At 49.5% G+C, this 17,120-nt stretch carries 18 protein-coding genes and 1 riboswitch; of the genes, 5 read left to right on the plus strand and 13 right to left on the minus strand.

What is annotated here, in order from left to right:
* Window positions 1-543 precede the first annotated feature (543 nt).
* Window positions 544-1,371, plus strand: a complete 828-nt coding sequence (locus K3T82_RS20620; protein ID WP_220195433.1) for a nucleotidyltransferase domain-containing protein — start codon at window positions 544-546, stop codon at window positions 1,369-1,371.
* Between the two features lie 116 nt (window positions 1,372-1,487).
* Here K3T82_RS20620 and K3T82_RS20625 read toward each other — a convergent pair whose 3' ends face one another.
* Complete coding sequence (locus K3T82_RS20625) at window positions 1,488-2,195, minus strand: hypothetical protein (RefSeq protein ID WP_220195434.1); 708 nt, start codon at window positions 2,193-2,195, stop codon at window positions 1,488-1,490.
* Window positions 2,196-2,694: 499 nt separating this feature from the next.
* On the opposite strand from K3T82_RS20625, the gene K3T82_RS20630 reads away from it, so the two are divergent.
* Window positions 2,695-3,213, plus strand: a complete 519-nt coding sequence (locus tag K3T82_RS20630; protein ID WP_220195435.1) for a DUF1440 domain-containing protein — start codon at window positions 2,695-2,697, stop codon at window positions 3,211-3,213.
* Between the two features lie 77 nt (window positions 3,214-3,290).
* Here K3T82_RS20630 and K3T82_RS20635 read toward each other — a convergent pair whose 3' ends face one another.
* The 4 genes from K3T82_RS20635 to K3T82_RS20650 form a co-directional block, all read right to left on the minus strand.
* Complete coding sequence (locus tag K3T82_RS20635) at window positions 3,291-4,676, minus strand: cytochrome P450 (RefSeq protein ID WP_220195436.1); 1,386 nt, start codon at window positions 4,674-4,676, stop codon at window positions 3,291-3,293.
* A gap of 38 nt (window positions 4,677-4,714) precedes the next feature.
* A complete protein-coding gene (locus tag K3T82_RS20640; RefSeq protein WP_220195437.1) occupies window positions 4,715-5,818 on the minus strand; it encodes a hypothetical protein in 1,104 nt (367 codons plus the stop codon).
* A 21-nt stretch (window positions 5,819-5,839) separates the two neighbouring features.
* Complete coding sequence (locus K3T82_RS20645) at window positions 5,840-6,454, minus strand: hypothetical protein (protein ID WP_220195438.1); 615 nt, start codon at window positions 6,452-6,454, stop codon at window positions 5,840-5,842.
* A 421-nt stretch (window positions 6,455-6,875) separates the two neighbouring features.
* Window positions 6,876-7,775: a LysR family transcriptional regulator gene (locus K3T82_RS20650; protein WP_220195439.1), complete on the minus strand. Its 900-nt coding sequence runs from the start codon at window positions 7,773-7,775 to the stop codon at window positions 6,876-6,878.
* A 119-nt stretch (window positions 7,776-7,894) separates the two neighbouring features.
* On the opposite strand from K3T82_RS20650, the gene K3T82_RS20655 reads away from it, so the two are divergent.
* Window positions 7,895-8,545: a class I SAM-dependent methyltransferase gene (locus K3T82_RS20655; RefSeq protein ID WP_220195440.1), complete on the plus strand. Its 651-nt coding sequence runs from the start codon at window positions 7,895-7,897 to the stop codon at window positions 8,543-8,545.
* A gap of 170 nt (window positions 8,546-8,715) precedes the next feature.
* On the opposite strand, the gene K3T82_RS20660 is transcribed toward K3T82_RS20655, so the two are convergent.
* The 6 genes from K3T82_RS20660 to K3T82_RS20685 all read right to left on the minus strand — a co-directional run bounded on the left by K3T82_RS20660 (window position 8,716) and on the right by K3T82_RS20685 (window position 13,165).
* Window positions 8,716-10,038 carry a voltage-gated chloride channel family protein gene (locus tag K3T82_RS20660; RefSeq protein WP_420799330.1) on the minus strand — a complete coding sequence of 441 codons (1,323 nt, stop codon included), beginning with the start codon at window positions 10,036-10,038 and terminating at the stop codon, window positions 8,716-8,718.
* A gap of 169 nt (window positions 10,039-10,207) precedes the next feature.
* A riboswitch (Fluoride riboswitch) is annotated at window positions 10,208-10,268 on the minus strand.
* Window positions 10,269-10,542: 274 nt separating this feature from the next.
* The gene (locus K3T82_RS20665) at window positions 10,543-11,070 is read right to left on the minus strand and encodes a fluoride efflux transporter FluC (RefSeq protein WP_220195442.1); all 528 of its coding nucleotides are present in this window, start codon (window positions 11,068-11,070) and stop codon (window positions 10,543-10,545) included.
* Window positions 11,067-11,456 (minus strand): fluoride efflux transporter CrcB, encoded by a 390-nt coding sequence (gene crcB / locus K3T82_RS20670; RefSeq protein ID WP_220195443.1) that lies wholly within the window; start codon window positions 11,454-11,456, stop codon window positions 11,067-11,069. The genes K3T82_RS20665 and crcB overlap by 4 nt, the downstream gene beginning before the upstream one ends.
* Window positions 11,456-11,809, minus strand: a complete 354-nt coding sequence (locus tag K3T82_RS20675) for a DUF190 domain-containing protein (protein ID WP_220195444.1) — start codon at window positions 11,807-11,809, stop codon at window positions 11,456-11,458. The genes crcB and K3T82_RS20675 overlap by 1 nt, the downstream gene beginning before the upstream one ends.
* 10 nt (window positions 11,810-11,819) lie before the next feature.
* Window positions 11,820-12,230 carry a CBS domain-containing protein gene (locus K3T82_RS20680; RefSeq protein ID WP_220195445.1) on the minus strand — a complete coding sequence of 137 codons (411 nt, stop codon included), beginning with the start codon at window positions 12,228-12,230 and terminating at the stop codon, window positions 11,820-11,822.
* An 8-nt stretch (window positions 12,231-12,238) separates the two neighbouring features.
* The gene (locus K3T82_RS20685; RefSeq protein ID WP_220195446.1) at window positions 12,239-13,165 is read right to left on the minus strand and encodes a DUF190 domain-containing protein; all 927 of its coding nucleotides are present in this window, start codon (window positions 13,163-13,165) and stop codon (window positions 12,239-12,241) included.
* A gap of 397 nt (window positions 13,166-13,562) precedes the next feature.
* Between K3T82_RS20685 and K3T82_RS20690 the strand changes: the two genes are divergently transcribed.
* Entirely contained in the window at window positions 13,563-14,069 is a 507-nt protein-coding gene (locus K3T82_RS20690; protein ID WP_220195447.1) for a GNAT family N-acetyltransferase, read from the plus strand.
* A gap of 87 nt (window positions 14,070-14,156) precedes the next feature.
* Here K3T82_RS20690 and K3T82_RS20695 read toward each other — a convergent pair whose 3' ends face one another.
* Window positions 14,157-15,047 carry an SDR family oxidoreductase gene (locus K3T82_RS20695; protein WP_220195448.1) on the minus strand — a complete coding sequence of 297 codons (891 nt, stop codon included), beginning with the start codon at window positions 15,045-15,047 and terminating at the stop codon, window positions 14,157-14,159.
* 80 nt (window positions 15,048-15,127) lie between these two features.
* Window positions 15,128-16,357 (minus strand): ISAs1 family transposase, encoded by a 1,230-nt coding sequence (locus K3T82_RS20700; RefSeq protein ID WP_220191658.1) that lies wholly within the window; start codon window positions 16,355-16,357, stop codon window positions 15,128-15,130.
* Window positions 16,358-16,537: 180 nt separating this feature from the next.
* Here K3T82_RS20700 and K3T82_RS20705 point away from each other — a divergent pair, with 180 nt between their 5' ends.
* Window positions 16,538-17,065 (plus strand): MerR family transcriptional regulator, encoded by a 528-nt coding sequence (locus K3T82_RS20705; RefSeq protein ID WP_220195449.1) that lies wholly within the window; start codon window positions 16,538-16,540, stop codon window positions 17,063-17,065.
* Window positions 17,066-17,120 lie beyond the last annotated feature (55 nt).

Genomic DNA, 17,120 nt, shown 5'->3' on the forward strand with positions numbered 1-17,120 from the left:
CAACTTGTCCTTTATATCCAAGCGTCTCATCAAGCCAATCAAAGATGCGTTGATTGAGTAAAAGTGTTGCCCCTTCATGGCAGTGTTCTTCAGCGACATCTTCAACAGTGAATTGCAGATAGGTTTTCGAACATCGGTTGTCCTGTAAAAAAGTGATCGTTTTCAGCGTCGCACACTAAGATAGGGCAAACAACCTTGTCAGCCCCCTCCATGGTGTACTGGGCCATCTTTTGTGCATAATCGAAAGGTGAGGTGGCTTGCATCGTCCACATCCCCTGGCTAAACGCCCATTGCAGACCAAGGCTTCGATGCATCTCCTGCTCGAACAGAGTATTGATCTCCTCTTCTGAGGGAACAGGAAGCGGCTTTGCGGCGAGGAGATGTATTAAGCCCCTGTGGTCAGAGAGAAAACAGAGCTCAATCTCTTGTTCTGGTGATTACGCTAATGGTATGATGCTTGAATAAGCCCATCAGAATATATTTCAAGAAGACAGAGACTTCTTTGAGCATCTTCCAGAACCAAAAGACAAGGAGAGGAAAGTCATGTCATCAACCGATGATAGCCGTACAGCGAAGCTTACCGCATTCGCTGAGCAAGCTGCTATTGCCCTGGGTAAGGACGAACGGATACGGCTTCTCTGGCTTACCGGAAGCCTGGCAAAGGGGACAGCCGATGCTCAAAGTGATGTGGATCTGCGTGTCGCCGTACGGGCAACGGATTTCGCCATAATTGATCAGTGGTGGCAGGACCTACTCAATCAGGTGGCTCCCCTGGTCTGGAAGTACCGCTGGTCAGGTCCCCCTGACGAAGCCATTCTTGGAGCCATTACGGCGGACTATCTGCGCTTCGATATTGTGGTCCAATCAACGCATGACACCAGGGCACGTACGCTCGAAGCCGCGCGACTGCTCTTCGATAAAGATGGGGAGGCAGAACACTTCCTTTTGACGACACCCTCATATCGTGATCCCTATACCCACTTACCTGTTCTCGTTGAAGAGTTTATTCGTCTGTTGGGAATGCTTCCGATTGTCGTAGAGCGTTACGATATCCCCATCGGTATGGAGGGGCAACTCGCCCTCTATAGTATGCTCATCAACTTGCTTTTGCTGGAGAATGGAATTGACCGCACTACCACCGGCAAGCGCCATGTCGCGTCCTTTCTCAATGAGGAGCAGCAAACCATTTTGGCGCAGGTACCATCCTTAGCTCCCACCATAGAATCCCTCATCCAGGGACGCTTGACCTATGGGCGTCTGTTCCTACCACGAGCGCAGCGGTTGATGGCAGCCCATGGACAAGTCTATCCAGAAGCATTCGAGGCGGCAACGAAACAGCATCTTTGGGAGACGCTCGGCTTGCGCTTGTGACGAGGTAATACCATTCGCGAAATTCTCGTTCGTGGTATGAGGCTTACCATCGTCATTATTCGGGCAAGCTTGACCACCCTTGGGATCTGGTTGCCCAGTGACATTGATAATCAACTTTACGCCCTTATCAGTCTGTCCCATAATCGTAAACGACTCATCATCAGAGGGGAGCCATTGGGGCCTGGTGCGTCCGCTTCACCTGATGTCACAATGTAAAGAGGAACGCTATTTTGTGTTATGTTTCCGTTGCCATCTTTCGCCGTCAACGTATGCTTGCCGAGTGTCCACTGCGCACTAATCTTCAGCATGGATTCTACCTTGCCATTAGTATCGCTGGTTATATTGGGTTGCCCCTGAAGCGATTGCCCATCCAATAGCAGAGTGATAGCCGATGTATTTGAGAAATTGCGCCCTTTGATGGTAAGACGGGTATCCGTTGCGCCAGCAGGTAAGGAATGTGACTTGTAGATGCTCTCAAGGCTGAGAACAGGTTCTGGGCGCGACATCTGGTAAACATAGTAGCTCGTTGCTCCACCAGCCAGAATAATCAGGATTAACACGGCAAGCAAAATCTTCGCCGGTGTACGACTCAGCCATGAACGTTTAGGCGGCTGGGGAGACACTGGCATAGGGGGAATAGATGAATTACTTGTCTGTGAGATATGGTTTGCTTCAGCTGACTGAACAGCTTCTTCTGACCCATCTGAAGACAAGCTCAAGCTCACAGCATCGCTGTCTTGCTCAGGTTGAATCGTGCCGCAGTTACTGCATTTGTCAGCACGCTCTAAAGACAGGGCGGCACCACATACATAGCAATTAGACATAGAATGTTTTTCCTCCATCCAGCCCGCACCGACTGAATGTTTTTTCCATTACTTGCTTGTGGATTCAAGAACGGAAGTGAAATAGAAGTGAAATAGGATTGGGGTTCTTTTAGCTCTTATGGAAGAGCTAATCGCAATTATAGCTTAGAGGTATATGTATTGTATAGTTATCGCAGTGAAGATTATTGCTTATTTCACATGCACTCCTCTCACTGAGACACCTGCACCTAATCGTCTCAGCTCTTACTTATCTAAGAATTTTGAGACCTGGCTCTCAACTCCCCTTCCGTGGATTCAACAGGCAGTAATGACCTTCGCATAGCGCATCTGAGTCATGCCGAAGTACATTGTCAATGTGGATGGATGCACGCCAGATCTCCTACAATCTTCTCCCTTCTCACTCTACACGTTACACGTTGTGCATGATTTCCTGTCACATTTTCAAGCCTCTCTTCGTTCCTGCTACAGAACATCATCGCCAGAAAACGGAGGAAACACTATGATTCAACGCATGACCTCACTTGGCGCAATCATCCGAGGGGCTATTGCTGGCGCAATAGGAACGAGTGCAATGGATCTCGCAATGTACCTGCGTTATCGCGCCAATGGCGGCAAAGACCAATTCCTGAACTGGGAATTCGGCGGCCCTAGCGATTGGGAGCACGTCTCAGCGCCAGCTCAGGTAGGTCGTCGTTTGTATGAAGGCCTTCTCCAACGCCCACTCACCAATCGCTGGGCTCGCCTGACGAATAACATCATGCATTGGGGCTATGGCATTAGCGGGGGCTGCGCTTTCGGCATCATCGGCGGATCATCAGCTCGTCTGCGTCTCACAGCAGGCCCTCTGTTCGGGGCCTGCGTGTGGGCGAGCAGTTATGTCACACTGCCACTACTCGGACTTTATAAGCCAATATGGCAGTATAAATTCGCAGAGTTGGTACCAGACCTTGGTGCTCACCTTGTCTACGGTACCGTCTCCGCGCTCACCTTTAGCTCACTCTCTCGCTCGCTCGCATAACAGCATCCATTTTTTACGGCCTGCATGGAAACGCATCACGACCATTCAGCCCAAAGCGCTGAAGAATAAACGCACGCTTAGCGTTTCACCAACTTCATAGGAAGATTGGTGCTGGGAACCAGAGCTAAGGCGGTCTTTGGCTCGACCGGCTGATCTGAAAGCGAGACCAGTCGATACCGTTGGGCCACCAGCGCCAGCATCACCTGCATCTCCATGAGCGCAAAGCTATTGCCAATACAAATGCGTTGCCCTCCACTAAAGGGCAGAAAATAGTGCCGAGGCCGCCTCGCGACCTGCTCTGGCGCAAACCGTTCAGGATCAAAGCGCTCCGCATCCTCCCAGATGGCAGGATGGCGATGGAGCATGTAATTGCTCCAGAAGACGGTGTACCCGGCTGGGATGTGGTAGCCATCGATCATGTCATCTTGGATGGTGTGACGCATTAACTGCCATACCGTCGGGTAGAGGCGCATAGTTTCATCGATGATCATCCGCGTATAGACCAGCTTAGAAAGATCCTCCATCGTTGGCACACGACCCCCCAGCACACAATCCACCTCTTCATGTAGCTTCGCTTCCACCTCAGGATGCTGGGAGAGGAGATACCAGACCCAGGAGAGCGCATTCGCGCTGGTTTCATGACCCGCGATAAAGATGGTCTGAATCTCATCGCGTAATTCCTGATCGCTGAGTCCCTGCCCTGTCTCTTCGTCGACGGTGGCAAGCATCATGGAGAGCAAATCCCCCAGGTCCTCCTGCTGCTCTCGACGTTCGCGCATAGTGGCGTAGGAGATCTCATCCATTTGCTTGATCGCCTGCCAGAGGCGGCGATGGGAGGGTATGGGAAAGGAAAGCGGTGGAAAGGGCATACGCGCAAAGGCGGCTAAGGTCTCATTGGAAACCTGGAAGGCTCGCCCAAAGTCCTGTGCTGCATCGCTCGCGTCAATGTTCATGAGGGCCATACTGACCATTTTGAGCGTGATCTTGAGCATTTCTTCCTTAATGAAGATGGTCTCCTGCTGAACCGTTTTCTCCTCCCAGGTCGCAATGGTATCGCGTGTGATGCCGTTGATGAGATCCACCAGCTTTTCAATACGCTGGCGATGGAAGGCTGGCTGCATCACGCGTCGTCGCTTCTTCCATTTCTCCCCTGAGCTGGTGATCAGCCCCTCGCCCATCACGCTGTGCAACATCTTGTAGATAAAGACGTCTTTATCATAATTACTGATGTTGTCAATGAGGACCCGCTTGATGTAATCGGGATGGTTGAGCAGGATAATTGGCATATTGAGCAAGGGAAACTGCACAATATCCCCATACTCTTTCGTGAGCGTGTCTAGAAACTGAAGGGGCCGTTTCTGAAAAGCCAGCGTCGCGCTCAATGGATTGCGTGCGCGGTAGCGAGGGACCCGTTTTCCCAGTGGAGTAGAGGTGGTTGACGATGGGTGCATGGTCTCTGCCATGTGAGATCCTTCTCTTTCTATGGGAATGCTTCTGAGAACTACGGTAGGCCAGGCTGACGCCAGGATTTTTGGATGGCTTGCAATGAGATATTTAACATATCGATATCCGTGCCTGTCCGCAGGAAGGGTATGGACTGATTGGGAGCCTGTGCCGTCCGTTGCAGGAGCGCGTCATAGGCGGTAATGGCTTGTTTAATACGGTGAAACTCGGTCTCAGTAAGTTGCGCACTGCGCAGGCGCATCCACAGGGCGTTCAAGACGCCAACCAAAGGCCAAAGCACCTTCGCGGGAGGATAGGGTATGCGTTCAACCATTTTCCCATGGCTCGCATCGACATAAACCTGCACGAGTTGTTGGATACTGACTTCCAATTCCCGCTTCTCCTGATCGGCAAGCAGGCGATCCTTCGCCACCGCGCTTTCAATGGCCGCCATCATCTCAGCACGATTGGCCCGTTTTGAGGCAGCGCTGGCGGTCGAGACCCAGAGAGCAGAGATGAACGCAACTAGGAATTGCAAAGCCACGGGAACGCCAAAGACCACGAAACCATTGGCCCCAATCGCCTGAGTAAGCAGAGCCTCCTTGGGCTGCAAGAAGTAATCAAGGACAATAAAGGTCGAATCAAGGACCGCGAAGACAAACACAAAGCCGATGGGCAACAGTGAAATCGACAGCAGTTCGATGAAGACGAAGAGCCCATAGAACATGATGCTGACGATATTCATCTCTGGATACATGTAGAGAATGGTGAAAATCAAGAGGATCTCACACCCAAAAACGGGAATACTACCAGCGAGAACGGGTCGTCCCAACCGATTTGCCACCATCATGGCAGCAATAAAGAGGTAGACCAACACATAGTCAACATTCATAACCATAGAACGTGCCCCAATCACGACGGTAATATCCATAATCTCCATGATCAGGAACAGGATGCCAACAGTACTAATGGTTCGATGCCGTCGGTAAGCCTCTTTTTTGATGATACTGGCATTAGCTGGCGGCCGAGGGGGCATTGTAAGCTTATACCACCAGCCAAACAGCCGATCCAGGCGATCTCCTTTGGTCTCCATCATGTCGCTAACGGAGCGTACGGATGATCGCGCCGTCGGGGTATCTATAGGGGGAAGGTTCATATTCACGTTACTTCACTGTCCTCCTTCTCAACTTAAAGTCCTCATAACGATCACATTCAATGCAAGAAGCGTTTTGAGCGCCTCATCAACCAGAGCCGGAGGGTGAGAGGCTTGGAGCGCCTCTTTGATCTCCCAAACGGTATGCCTGCCATCGATCAGCCGCCACACCATGAACAAGGCCTGGCGTTGTTGCGGAATCCAGTTGTGAAACCAGTGCCAATCAATCGCCGCAACGGCGTGGGGAACGAGCTTATTGCTATCAGAGGCAACTGGAAACGATCCGCTTGATACAGCGCTTGGTGGTCGCTGTGACTGAGACAAATGCTTTTGGGCCGGTAGGTGATTGGTCGAGTGATTTAGTGACGTGGGTTTCGCTGGGTGAAAGCTCCATTCAAAAGGTCCTCTCTCGTCATTGAGACGGAGAAGGACATCTTTGGCAAGAGAAGTCAGCAGTCCTTGTTTGTCTGCCACAGAGCACGAGACGACCATCCCATCAATCAACTCCAATCTAGCAGTGCTCTTTTTTGGAAGCCCAGGAACTCGATGGAGTTCAGCCTGAAGCGTACCACTCAAGCGATGGCGTGCGAAAAGCTCCAGGCTTATATCTAAGCCCGCACTCACGTCAATCCTGTCTTCATCCACATCTACTCCTCATGAAAATTGGCTATAGAGGTAGCATCATGCAAAAGAAAGCTTCATCTGCCCAAGTGCGCTGACAATGTTCGGGGGTAGTAAGCAAAACAAAGCTCAAGATGTTTCAGGCGAATTGTAACATGGCTCTTGCTAAAGCGTCAATTAATATTATATAAATTTTTTATGCACTCGAAAAGTATATATGCTTAAAGTGAGAGGCTATCGCGTATTAAATTGTATTTTCTACTGTAGCGGTTTATATTTTTGTTAATATGTTCATGAGTTAATACAGGCATCTATATAACAAAAGCACAACAATTCCATTACGAGCTTTCTTTTGTGATCTAATTGTGATACTTTTCTGGCAGAGAGAACCACTTGTGCATTACTATTAGCTACAATAAAGAGGCAAAAGAGGTACCTAGCATACTTATAAGGACAAATAATGCCGGGCTTCTTCCCGAAAAAACCGAAACCATTCTCTCACAACTGTTGGATGCGAAGGGTCCGCCCTCCGATGTACCAATTGACTTTCGCGGAAAAAATCGGGAATCTCTTCACACCGTAGCTCAACCAATCTCCCCGTTTTCACATCCTGGTTCACCATGGTTTGGGTCAAGAGTGCGACCCCCTCCCCATGCATGATTAAATCATAGGCCGTTTGAGGTGGAACCTCAAGGCGTTCTGCTAACGAAGAAGCTAATAGATTGGAGTGCCACTGTTTTACCTCCAAACTCCAATCAACAAGAAAAAATGGATGCCCCTGACTCACCACATCCGAGAGGGTAAGGGACACCTTTTGCGCAAGTGAATGATTAGGATGTGTTACCAGCATTAACGGCTCTTTCATCAGCAGCAGAGGCTCAATATCTGGATGAAAGAAGGGTCCCACCACAAACCCCAGATGGACATCGTGTTCATAAAGCATCTCAACCACTTCTCGCGTATGCCCCGTATGAATTGCTACCTCAATCTGAGGATAGTGGCGATGAAAGCGCGCCAGGGTGGTCGAAAAAAAACCAGTTGCCAGGGAAGGCAGCGTTGCGATTTTCAATTGCCCCTTTTCACCTCGAAGCGTTCGCCTCGTCACGTCAACTCCAGTAGTCATAGCTCGAAGCGCTGTTTGAGCATATGGAAGAAAGGCTTCTCCCAATTCCGTCAAATACAGACGGCTCCCTCGTCGTAGGAAGAGCTCGCCTCCTACTTCCTGTTCAAGCGCACGCATCCGAAAACTGATCGTTGGCTGGGAAATCCCCAATTTCCGCGCAGCTTTGCTAAAGCTATTCTGAAGGACAATCTGGTCAAAGGCTTGTAACTGATGAAGATCCATACACAACACACTTCCTCTTATATAAAAAAATTTTATTAAGAGTATAGCATCTATGTGATTGTTTTATCACTGGAGCAATGCTATGCTAAGAACAATCATTCTAGAAAGAGGAATACGTGATGATCCAGATCAAACACGCCTTCGACGCAGTGTTGCAAAAACACTACGAATGTCCCAAAGGCATGATGGGACGTCTTGCCGGAGAGCAGATGGTACGCCAACATCAGCCAGAGACATTCTGGACGCTTCATCTACTTGATGTCCAACCTACTGACACAGTACTGGAGGTAGGTTTTGGGGCCGGGCAGGCAATAAAATTGGCTGCCCGGCACATCGATGGCGGACGTATCATTGGCATTGACCTATCAGAAGAGATGGTACGGACCGCAACGCGGCGAAACGCAACATCTGTAAAAGCCGGACAGGTTATCCTTTCACAAGGTACCATCACCGCTCTCCCTTTTGAGGATCAGTATTTCGACAAGATCATGACCATCCACACGTTGTATTTCTGGTCACAATCACAGGGATCTTCACACGCGCTCCATGAACTGTGTCGGGTCCTTAAGCCAGGTGGCAGGGTCGTCATCACCCTTTCTACTGGGAAAATGAATGAGCAGGGGGAGCTAGAAGTGTGGGAGCCCCTTCATTCTGCACTCGAAGAACAAATCATGCCAATACTGCGACAAGAAGGTCTACGAGAGGTGCATTTAGAGCAAGGGCCACTCTCCCGACATTACACTAGCGTAGCTGTCATTGGCGAGAAATAGCCCTCTTAGACCTCAGATTCGCGCTTACTCTGCTGAGCGCAATTGCTCCTGAAGCCTGTAAGTTCCAACAGGTTACGTTCACTGCATCGCAGAGCGGTCAGAGAAAAGGATCGCAAATACAATCGATCAGGTTAGCAGTATCCATAAAGATGCCAACGATACCTAGCATGCTACTTGCCATCCTTTTCTTTTTTCACTCGGAGTGAGGCTAATGTGGCAGCCCTTGGGATAATATAGAATCGTGATTTCGAGATACCAATGCGTTGAGATTGATAGATACCCGTATGTGCGGAGAACAGATAGCTAATAACGCAGGCTAGAAACAGATATACCGACCCCTGCGACCCAAACATTTCGATGCCCAGGACAAAGCAGGCAATAGGTGTGTTGGTCGCCCCGCAAAAAACGGCGACCAGACCCAGGCTCGCGAGAAAGGTCAGAGGCAAATGAAGCGGCCCCGCCAGAGCATTACCCAGAGTGCCACCAATGACAAACAATGGCGTAACCTCACCACCTTGATAACCCGCCCCTAATGTCAATGAGGTAAACACCGTTTTCAAAAAAAATGCCCAGGGAGCAACTGGCTCGACAAATGCACGTTGTAATAGGGGAATGCTTAAGCCAGAGTAGTCTCGTGTCCCGATTCCGTAGGTCAGGAGTACCAGCAGGACTCCTCCAACAAAACTTTTTATCACAACGTTGGGAAAAAGGGTGGTATATAGTTTCTTGAGCCAATGGGTCAATTCGCTAAAGAGGATACTGGTCAGGCCAAAAATAATGGAGGCCAATACCACTTCTAGCAGCACAGGGGCGGAGATAGCGGGAACTGGACCCATCGCATAGTGAACGTGATGAATGCCCCAGGCCAGTGTCACCAGATTGCCAACAACGCTCGCCACAAAACAAGGGAGTAAGGCCTGATACTCAACAACGCCGATGGCAACCACTTCCATTCCGAAAATAGTACCAGCGAGTGGCGTCCCAAAGACGGAACCAAACCCACTGCTTATGCCACACATGAGAAGCAATTTCCGATCAAAAGCATCAACCCTGAATATCTTTCCAATCAGTTCCGCAAAACTACCTCCCATCTGAACGGCTGTTCCCTCTCGACCCGCCGAGCCTCCAAAGAGATGAGTCAGCACTGTACTGAATAATACAAATGGAGCCATACGAAAGGGAATGCTTTCCTGCCCCTCCGAAATCTGTTCAAGGATGAGATTATTACCTTTACTACTATTCTTGCCATAATTTTGATAGCAAAATCCGGTCAGTGCCCCACCAAGAGGTAAAAATAGCAATAGCCAGGAATACTGAGTCTGTTGTTGGGTTGCCCATTCCAGGGCAGTTAGAAAGAGGGCTGACGCCGTGCCCGCTAACAATCCGATCAAGCTCCCATAAAAGACCCACTTTATAAAAGCTCCCAACAATGCCAGATGAATCCACTTTTGTGCATATGATGAAACTAAACGACGTACTTTTTCTCTTCCAATTGACAATGTTTTTAGTGCTCCTCTATTTCCATTTTCGTTTTACAAATGAGCGAGTTCTCCACCAGGCGAGTTAGGAACCTTGTAATTGGTACTTGCGCGCATCTTTTGTTAGAAAGCGCTATCTATAAATGCAGATAAAAAAGACTCCTACCAAAAAAGAAAATGATCCTTTTTGGTAGGAGTCATCAGCCCAAAGGGCGGTTTCGGCGAACTCCATCGCCCGACCAGAGCGCGTTACTTCTCAAAGAAGAGGAACATGCCTGAAGTCTTCTCTATTCCTCTTCACACAAACGTTGCTTTACCTGGAAAAGCGCCCCAGTGTTCTGTGTACCTGGGTATGGCGAGAAATACCTCTCACTTGCTTACAAAATGGGATTATAAGCGACACCCGGTGATATCGTCAATAGTCTCTAGCAGCGAACCTTCAGTCTGCACTTAACTCGCTCGATTCTATACTGATGATTTGTCCACACCTGAAAATATTTTGCTCTTGCGCTCAATTCACTATTGCCGCCATCGCCGTGCATCTTGTTCAGGGAGAAGCAGATCATCATCGATATCAACAACTCCGCTCTGATCACTTAAAGGCCTGGTGAGTGGACGCGACGCGACCTTATGCGCCCGGTGGCGCACGCGTTGAAGGAATAATTGCCCAAGCCAGTCACCAAGCAGAATTACAATACAGCCCCCTACAATACTCAAAATGAGATAGAGAAACGCTGGTAGCCAATCACCATGAGCTAGAAGCAAAACATCACCCATTGCAAGGCTACTAAAGGTGGTATAGGCACCAATAAAACCAACATTGACAAAGAGACGTCGGGTTGGGGCAAGTAAGGTTGTCGCATCTGCCAGAACTGTACAAAAAGCCAGGAGCAGCGCTCCCGACAAATTGATGAGAAGGATATCATAAGGCCACCCAGAGCCAAGATGGCTCTGAATCAGCACGCTTAGGAGCGCGCGCGCGAGCGCTCCACAAAAGCCACCCGCGAATACAGCCAGGAGGCGACGCCGAGTTGAGAGAGTGTTCATCGCGTGATCTCCCATCCTAGCCACATACCTACGGCTTCCATACTCAAACCAAGCATATAGGTTACTATGAGATAGAATATCCCTTGGAATCTTCTGCCACCTCTCATAAGCTGAACTCCCTCCCAGTGCATTGTACTAAAGGTGGTATAACCTCCCAAAAAACCAGTCGCCAGAACTGTCTGAAGCTCCTTTGAGAGCACATGCTGCCCCGCCAGAGCAAAGACCAGACCAATGCACCAGGCACCTGTCACATTAATGACAAATGTGCCCCAGGGGAAGCTTCCCTTCATATGTTCCATAATGATACGCCCAAGGAGATAGCGTGCAACGCTTCCACAGGCTCCAGCTATGCCAACTCCAGTGAACAGTAACAATGATACGAGCATCAGGCATCGCCCCCTGGCAACAACATTTCGATAGGCGTACTTGTTATCATCCCCTGTTCCACCAGTGAATCAAGCTCTACCAGAAGTGACGACAGGCGTTGCTCCTGAATAACGATATCCACTATCAAAGGGAGGTTTTCGGCAATATCTGAGAAGCGGTTTGTAGCCAGGCGTTGTTGTGGCCCAAACCCCTCTATCCCACGCAGGACCGTAGCAACTAGAGCGCCATGTCGATACGCGGCTTCAAGTAGTAACTGATACAGCGGTCTCCCTTGCTGCTTTTGCTCCTCTCCTATAAAGATGCGAAGGCGCTTTCCACGCAAGCGAGAGGATGCTCGTAATTGGTTTGCCATAGAAGCAATCTTACCTTTCTAAGAGGAAACGCAGAATATCCGAGCGCCCCACGACTCCCTGTATACACTGCTGACGATCAGTGACTGGCAAAAACTCACGACGTTTTTTCATCATACATTCAATCGTTTCCTGAACGGAGGTCGTATCATTTACTGTTATTACCTCCGGGTTCATCACATCTGAGGCAACCTGTGGTTTACCAGTTAATACATGTAAGGCTCCAGAGGAGAGTCGTTGTGGTCGTCTACCGCGAGTCCAGTTTTGGAGCAGACCCACAAAACTTTTACGCTCGCTTGTTTGTAATCTGTTTAACACATCTACATCGCTAATGACACCCTGTATCTGCTGTTGCGCATTCACGACAAAGACCCGCTTAAGGGGTGAGGCGAGAAGAGCCTCAATTACTTGCGGCAGCGGCAAAGTGGCTTCTACAGTAGGCGCGATTCCCAATGGAAAGGCCCAATGGGTTGCTGTGATATCGGAGCGGAACTCAATGGTTGGCTCGGTCTTACTGTCTGCGATCCCTGGTCTGAAGACTCATCAGCGAGCGGACTTGTCACCATCAATTGCAAGAGATCAGAACGCGAGATCATACCTTCTAGTGTTCCGTCAGACAAAACAACTGGTAGCACATGCAGAGATGTATCCAGCATAATAGAGGCAGCATCTTTGACCGATACTTCCGGCGAAACGGTATGAACCTGACGATTCATAATCTCGCTGGCAGCAAGATCGGGCTGTGATGGCTGAGAAGCTAGTGTCTCCAGATCTGAACGGGGTAGATCGCGCATCGTGCGCATGACCCCGCGTCGTAGTGAGAGCACTTTCGCCTCGACGAGATCATGAGTACTGATGATTCCAATCAGGTGGTTCAATTCATCAACGACGGGCAATGCGCGAAAGGGAGCATCTATGAGCAGCGAGAGCAGGTATGATACCGGTGTCTCTGGCGATACGGTCACTATTGCCGTCTCCATGACCTGCTTGACTGACAACCTTGCAGATAATCTATGCGAATGTACATGGGTATATTTGAGGACCTCTACCTCGTGCAAGGTTATGAGACCACCTTGTAGCATGGCTTCCAGTTGTGGAAGCAAGCGCATAAGGCGCTCAGGTCGATCTATCACCTGCACAATGACTGTGGCATCAGACACAAAATGAAAACGCTCTTGAGTATGGAGGATCTTACCCGCTCCGAAGCCTGCAATAGCGCGCGTGACAGTTGCTCCAGCGCATCGCGCCTCTCGTAGCATTTGGACAATAGCGACATACAGTGTCTTCCCATGCCATTGATCCGCTTCGCCAATATACATTGTGAGTGCCAGCGCTTTACCAGCACGCAGTAAACTCATCCTATCACTTCCTTTCTCATGACTAGAGCATACATATATTTTCCTCCTTTCATCCTTCTTTCTCTGGGCTCAGATCCACTCCTTCATGAACAAACAAGCAAAAAAGCTTCTACCACATCACACACATTGAAGCATTCTATATGCAAGTGTGAGTCAGGTAGAAGCTATCAGCCAATGGCATTACGCGAGCCTCATCGCGAGGATACTTATTGTCCCTTGCTCGTAGTATACCCAGGAAGCAAAAGACGCGTCAAGAACCTATCGTACAGGTTGCTCCGCCTCCCTTTGAACGGCAAACACCGGCTATACTTTCCAACAAAGAGAGATCATAATTGAACTGAGAGCCCGATCCCGGAGAAGCATCTGGTTACATCCAGGCAAAAGGAAGTTGACAGCTATGACTAATATTCATATCGAACGAGTTGCTCCAACGGAACTGGTCAAAGTCATCCAACTCTTTAGCGAGCAAGTCTACCCAGTCCATCCAGAAGAAGCCCATCTCCATTTCGCCGGGCATGAGCAAGGGCAAGCTGACACCTTTCTGGCATGGAACGCAGAGAGCCTGGCTGGTTATCTCACCATCCGCTGGCAATCAAACTACCCGCAGTTTCGGCAGCAGAACATTCCGTTGATCCACCATCTAGGGGTCTTCCCCCAGTTCCAGAGACAAGGAATTGCCTCACAATTGATGGACGCAGCGGAACAATTAATCTCCACTCGCGCCACTCAGGCAGGCATAACAGTTGGCCTCTTTGATGAATATGGACCCGCACAACGGCTGTATGCCAAGCGCGGCTATATTCCAGATGGACGAGGTGCGTGCCAGGGACAACACCCGCTCAAACAAGGAGAGGCGGTCACCGTCGACCATGACCTCATACTTTGGCTTGCCAAGGATCTTTGATGCCCGTTGAAGAAATCTAGAATATTTCGGATGCTGGAAAGCCGGCACTATGAGACTTGCCCCATTTCTGTGGCAATGTATTTCTGCTTACTTTTTAGGAACTTGCTGGGAAAGCTCATTTTGCTGGATCAACTCCTCAGAGACATCCCAAAGCCGTTGGCGTACCACGGTATCATAGGAATGCCTGGAAGAAGGGACCTGCTTACTGTCAGAGAAGTACTTCCCACTCACCTTTTCGATCTCAGGCGAGGTTGCCAGGTAGAGCATCGTTTGAGCCCCTCGCTCTTCAGAGATACCAGTTAAGAAGTAGATGACCTCACCGACAGCATGCATAAGGCCTTTGGTGCCACTATTGAAATTAGAGCGGACTCGACCTGGGTGAAGCGCATTGACCGTGATATCTACGTCTTGAAGTCGATCAGCTAATTCGTAGGTAAAGTAAATCTGCGCAAGCTTGGACTGATTATAGGCTTTCACAAAGTTGTACTTTTGCACACCTTGTAGATCTGCAAAATCAATATTCCCATAAGGATGCGCGTCTGAACTGACATTGATGATGCGAGCTGGCATACTATCTTGAAGCACATCCAATAACAATTTTGTAAGCAGGAAAGGGGCCAGATAGTTGACGACAAAAGTCTGTTCCAATCCATCAGAGGTTGTTTTGCGCTCCGCATAAATACCCCCAGCGTTATGGATGAGAACGTGAAGCTGAGAATATTTCTGTTTGAACTCACTGGCTACGCGGCGAACCTGTGATAGCTCCGAGAGGTCCGCGATAATCAGATCCACCTGATCATTTGAGCTTTCCTCCATAATCTCTGCTCGCGCGGCTTCTCCCTTCCCCCGATCACGACAGACCATCACTACGGTCGCGCCCATTTTTGCCAGTTCCCTCGCTGTGACTTTGCCAATGCCCGAGCTACTACCTGTCACCAGGCAAACTTTTCCTCGCATACTTATATTATTGCTGTTCATGGTTCCTACTTTCTGCTCATTTGAAAGGACATTAACACTTTTTTGGTGAGTGCTATATCCTTTTCCAGGGCTTTCCAATTCTAATAAACGGAACATTGCCCAGTGAGAAGAAGATTGAGAGCCTGATCCAGATGAGCATCCAAGAAGCGCATCTGGCGAGCGACATTGCGAACCCCAAGGTGATCCATAAGGCTTAATGCCGTACTATTGAGCTGAGCAAGCAGGCTGGGAACTGAGCCAGTGCGCGTCTGGCAGCTATCTTCGCCTAGGGAGACATCTCGTCGATAATGGAGGCGATTTTCAATGGCCCAATGCGCCCTGATAAGCTCAAGTATTCGTGCAGGAGGAGCCTGACGTAACGAGAGACTGCTGATCCCGTACACCACCTCGTGGCGCATCTTGCCTGACTTGAGAAGGCGTGTCGTTCGTTGGAGGCGAAAAACCTGTTCAATACCGACCCAATCTCTGCCAAACCACTCATTGAGATCTGGACTACAGAGGAGTTGGCGATGTTCCAACCGCCCATGACCCTTGCTCCAGGTCTCTGCCTGCTGCCAGCGCCGCCGATCAGGGAAGGGATCATCCAGCAGATCCGCAATGTCCTCTCGCAGCGTCGGCTGGTTGCCTTTGGCGATGAGGAGGTAGTCCCCTCCCAACTGCTGCACCAGAGCACACAATGCCCGTTGCGTGTGCATAGCATCCAGTGTCAGAATGCGTCCACTCACGCAGGTAGAGGTCAACAAGGGTTTGAGGGCGCTGATTTCGTTCTCTTTCTCCCCCACGTTGCAATGCCACAGCACCGTGCCCGTTGCCACCTCATAACAACTGAGTTGATGTACAGGATGAGCCCCTTGGGTGGTCCCTCTCAACGTTTTGCCATCAATGGCAATGTGAGCATGATCCGCTTGGGCAGATGGGGTGTGTAAGCGACTTGGTTCCTCCCCACAGCGGCTTTGGGCCTCCCACCGGGTGAAAAAGGCTGAAAGCAGCACGTCGAGGTGCTTGTCATCTACTCTTGCGAGCACATTGCAGTAGGTCATCTGGCATGGCATCTTCTCCCGACGCAGCCCGAAGCGCTGTGCGAGAACCCCTCCGCGATGACGAATCCATTCGGTGGCTCCACTCAGGGTCTTTTGCCCTGCCAACTTGGCGAGCACAAGGAGCGAGAGAATCAAGGCGAGTTCGTAGCGCTTCCCTTGTCCTCTTCTCTTGTCTGAAAGTGCTTGTAAGCTCTGATAAAGCGAGGTCACTGGAACTCTCTCAGGATCCTCTTCGGCTCGCGCTGTTAGCGTCCATATGTTATAGTCCATGCAGAGTTTTCCTTTGTAGGTCTTGGTTTTTGTATTCTACAAGGAAAGCTCTTCTTTTTCACCTCCTCTTCTAGAATTGGAAAGCCCTGTATCCTTTTCAAAGGTTCTTGCCTCTTCTATGCCCCGAGTGTAAACTATAGACCTGAGTTTATAGTCAAGCCTTTTTTGGAGCACTTTTCTATGCGCATCAAAGAATTGGAAGAAAAGACTGGTTTGACGCGTCATACGATACGCTTTTATGAGAAGCAAGGATTTCTCGGGGAACATTTGATCCACCGTGAGGGAAACAATTATCGAGATTATCCAGAGGAGATGGTTACCTATCTCCTGATGCTCAAAGCCGGTCAGGCAGCGGGGTTTACATTAGCAGAACTCAAAGAACTCATCACCGCAGATGAGGCCAATGAACTTTCCCTCCAAAGAAAAGGTGAGCATATTCGCCAAAAGATGAGGGAGATAGAGAAGAAAAAGGCAGAATTAGAGCATATACATAGATTTCTAGCATACAAGCTTTCATTGCTCAAATCAGAAAGCACAGAAACTTCCCTTGATGGGACATATATTATTCCCGAAATGCTGACAGCCCCTTCTCCCAATCTGTGGAATGTATGCCTATCTCGTCTCAAAGGGGAGCAGCCAATGACATTGTTCTCGATAAACGAAGAAGAAGGGAAAACTTTTGAAGATGATTCTCGCTCATTATCATAAGACAATTCCCATCAAGAGAACCATATAGGTGCCATTCCCGCTAAAAGCTCCGTGC

This window comes from Ktedonospora formicarum (assembly GCF_016587355.1).
GTDB classification, from domain to species: Bacteria; Chloroflexota; Ktedonobacteria; order Ktedonobacterales; family Ktedonobacteraceae; genus Ktedonobacter; species Ktedonobacter formicarum.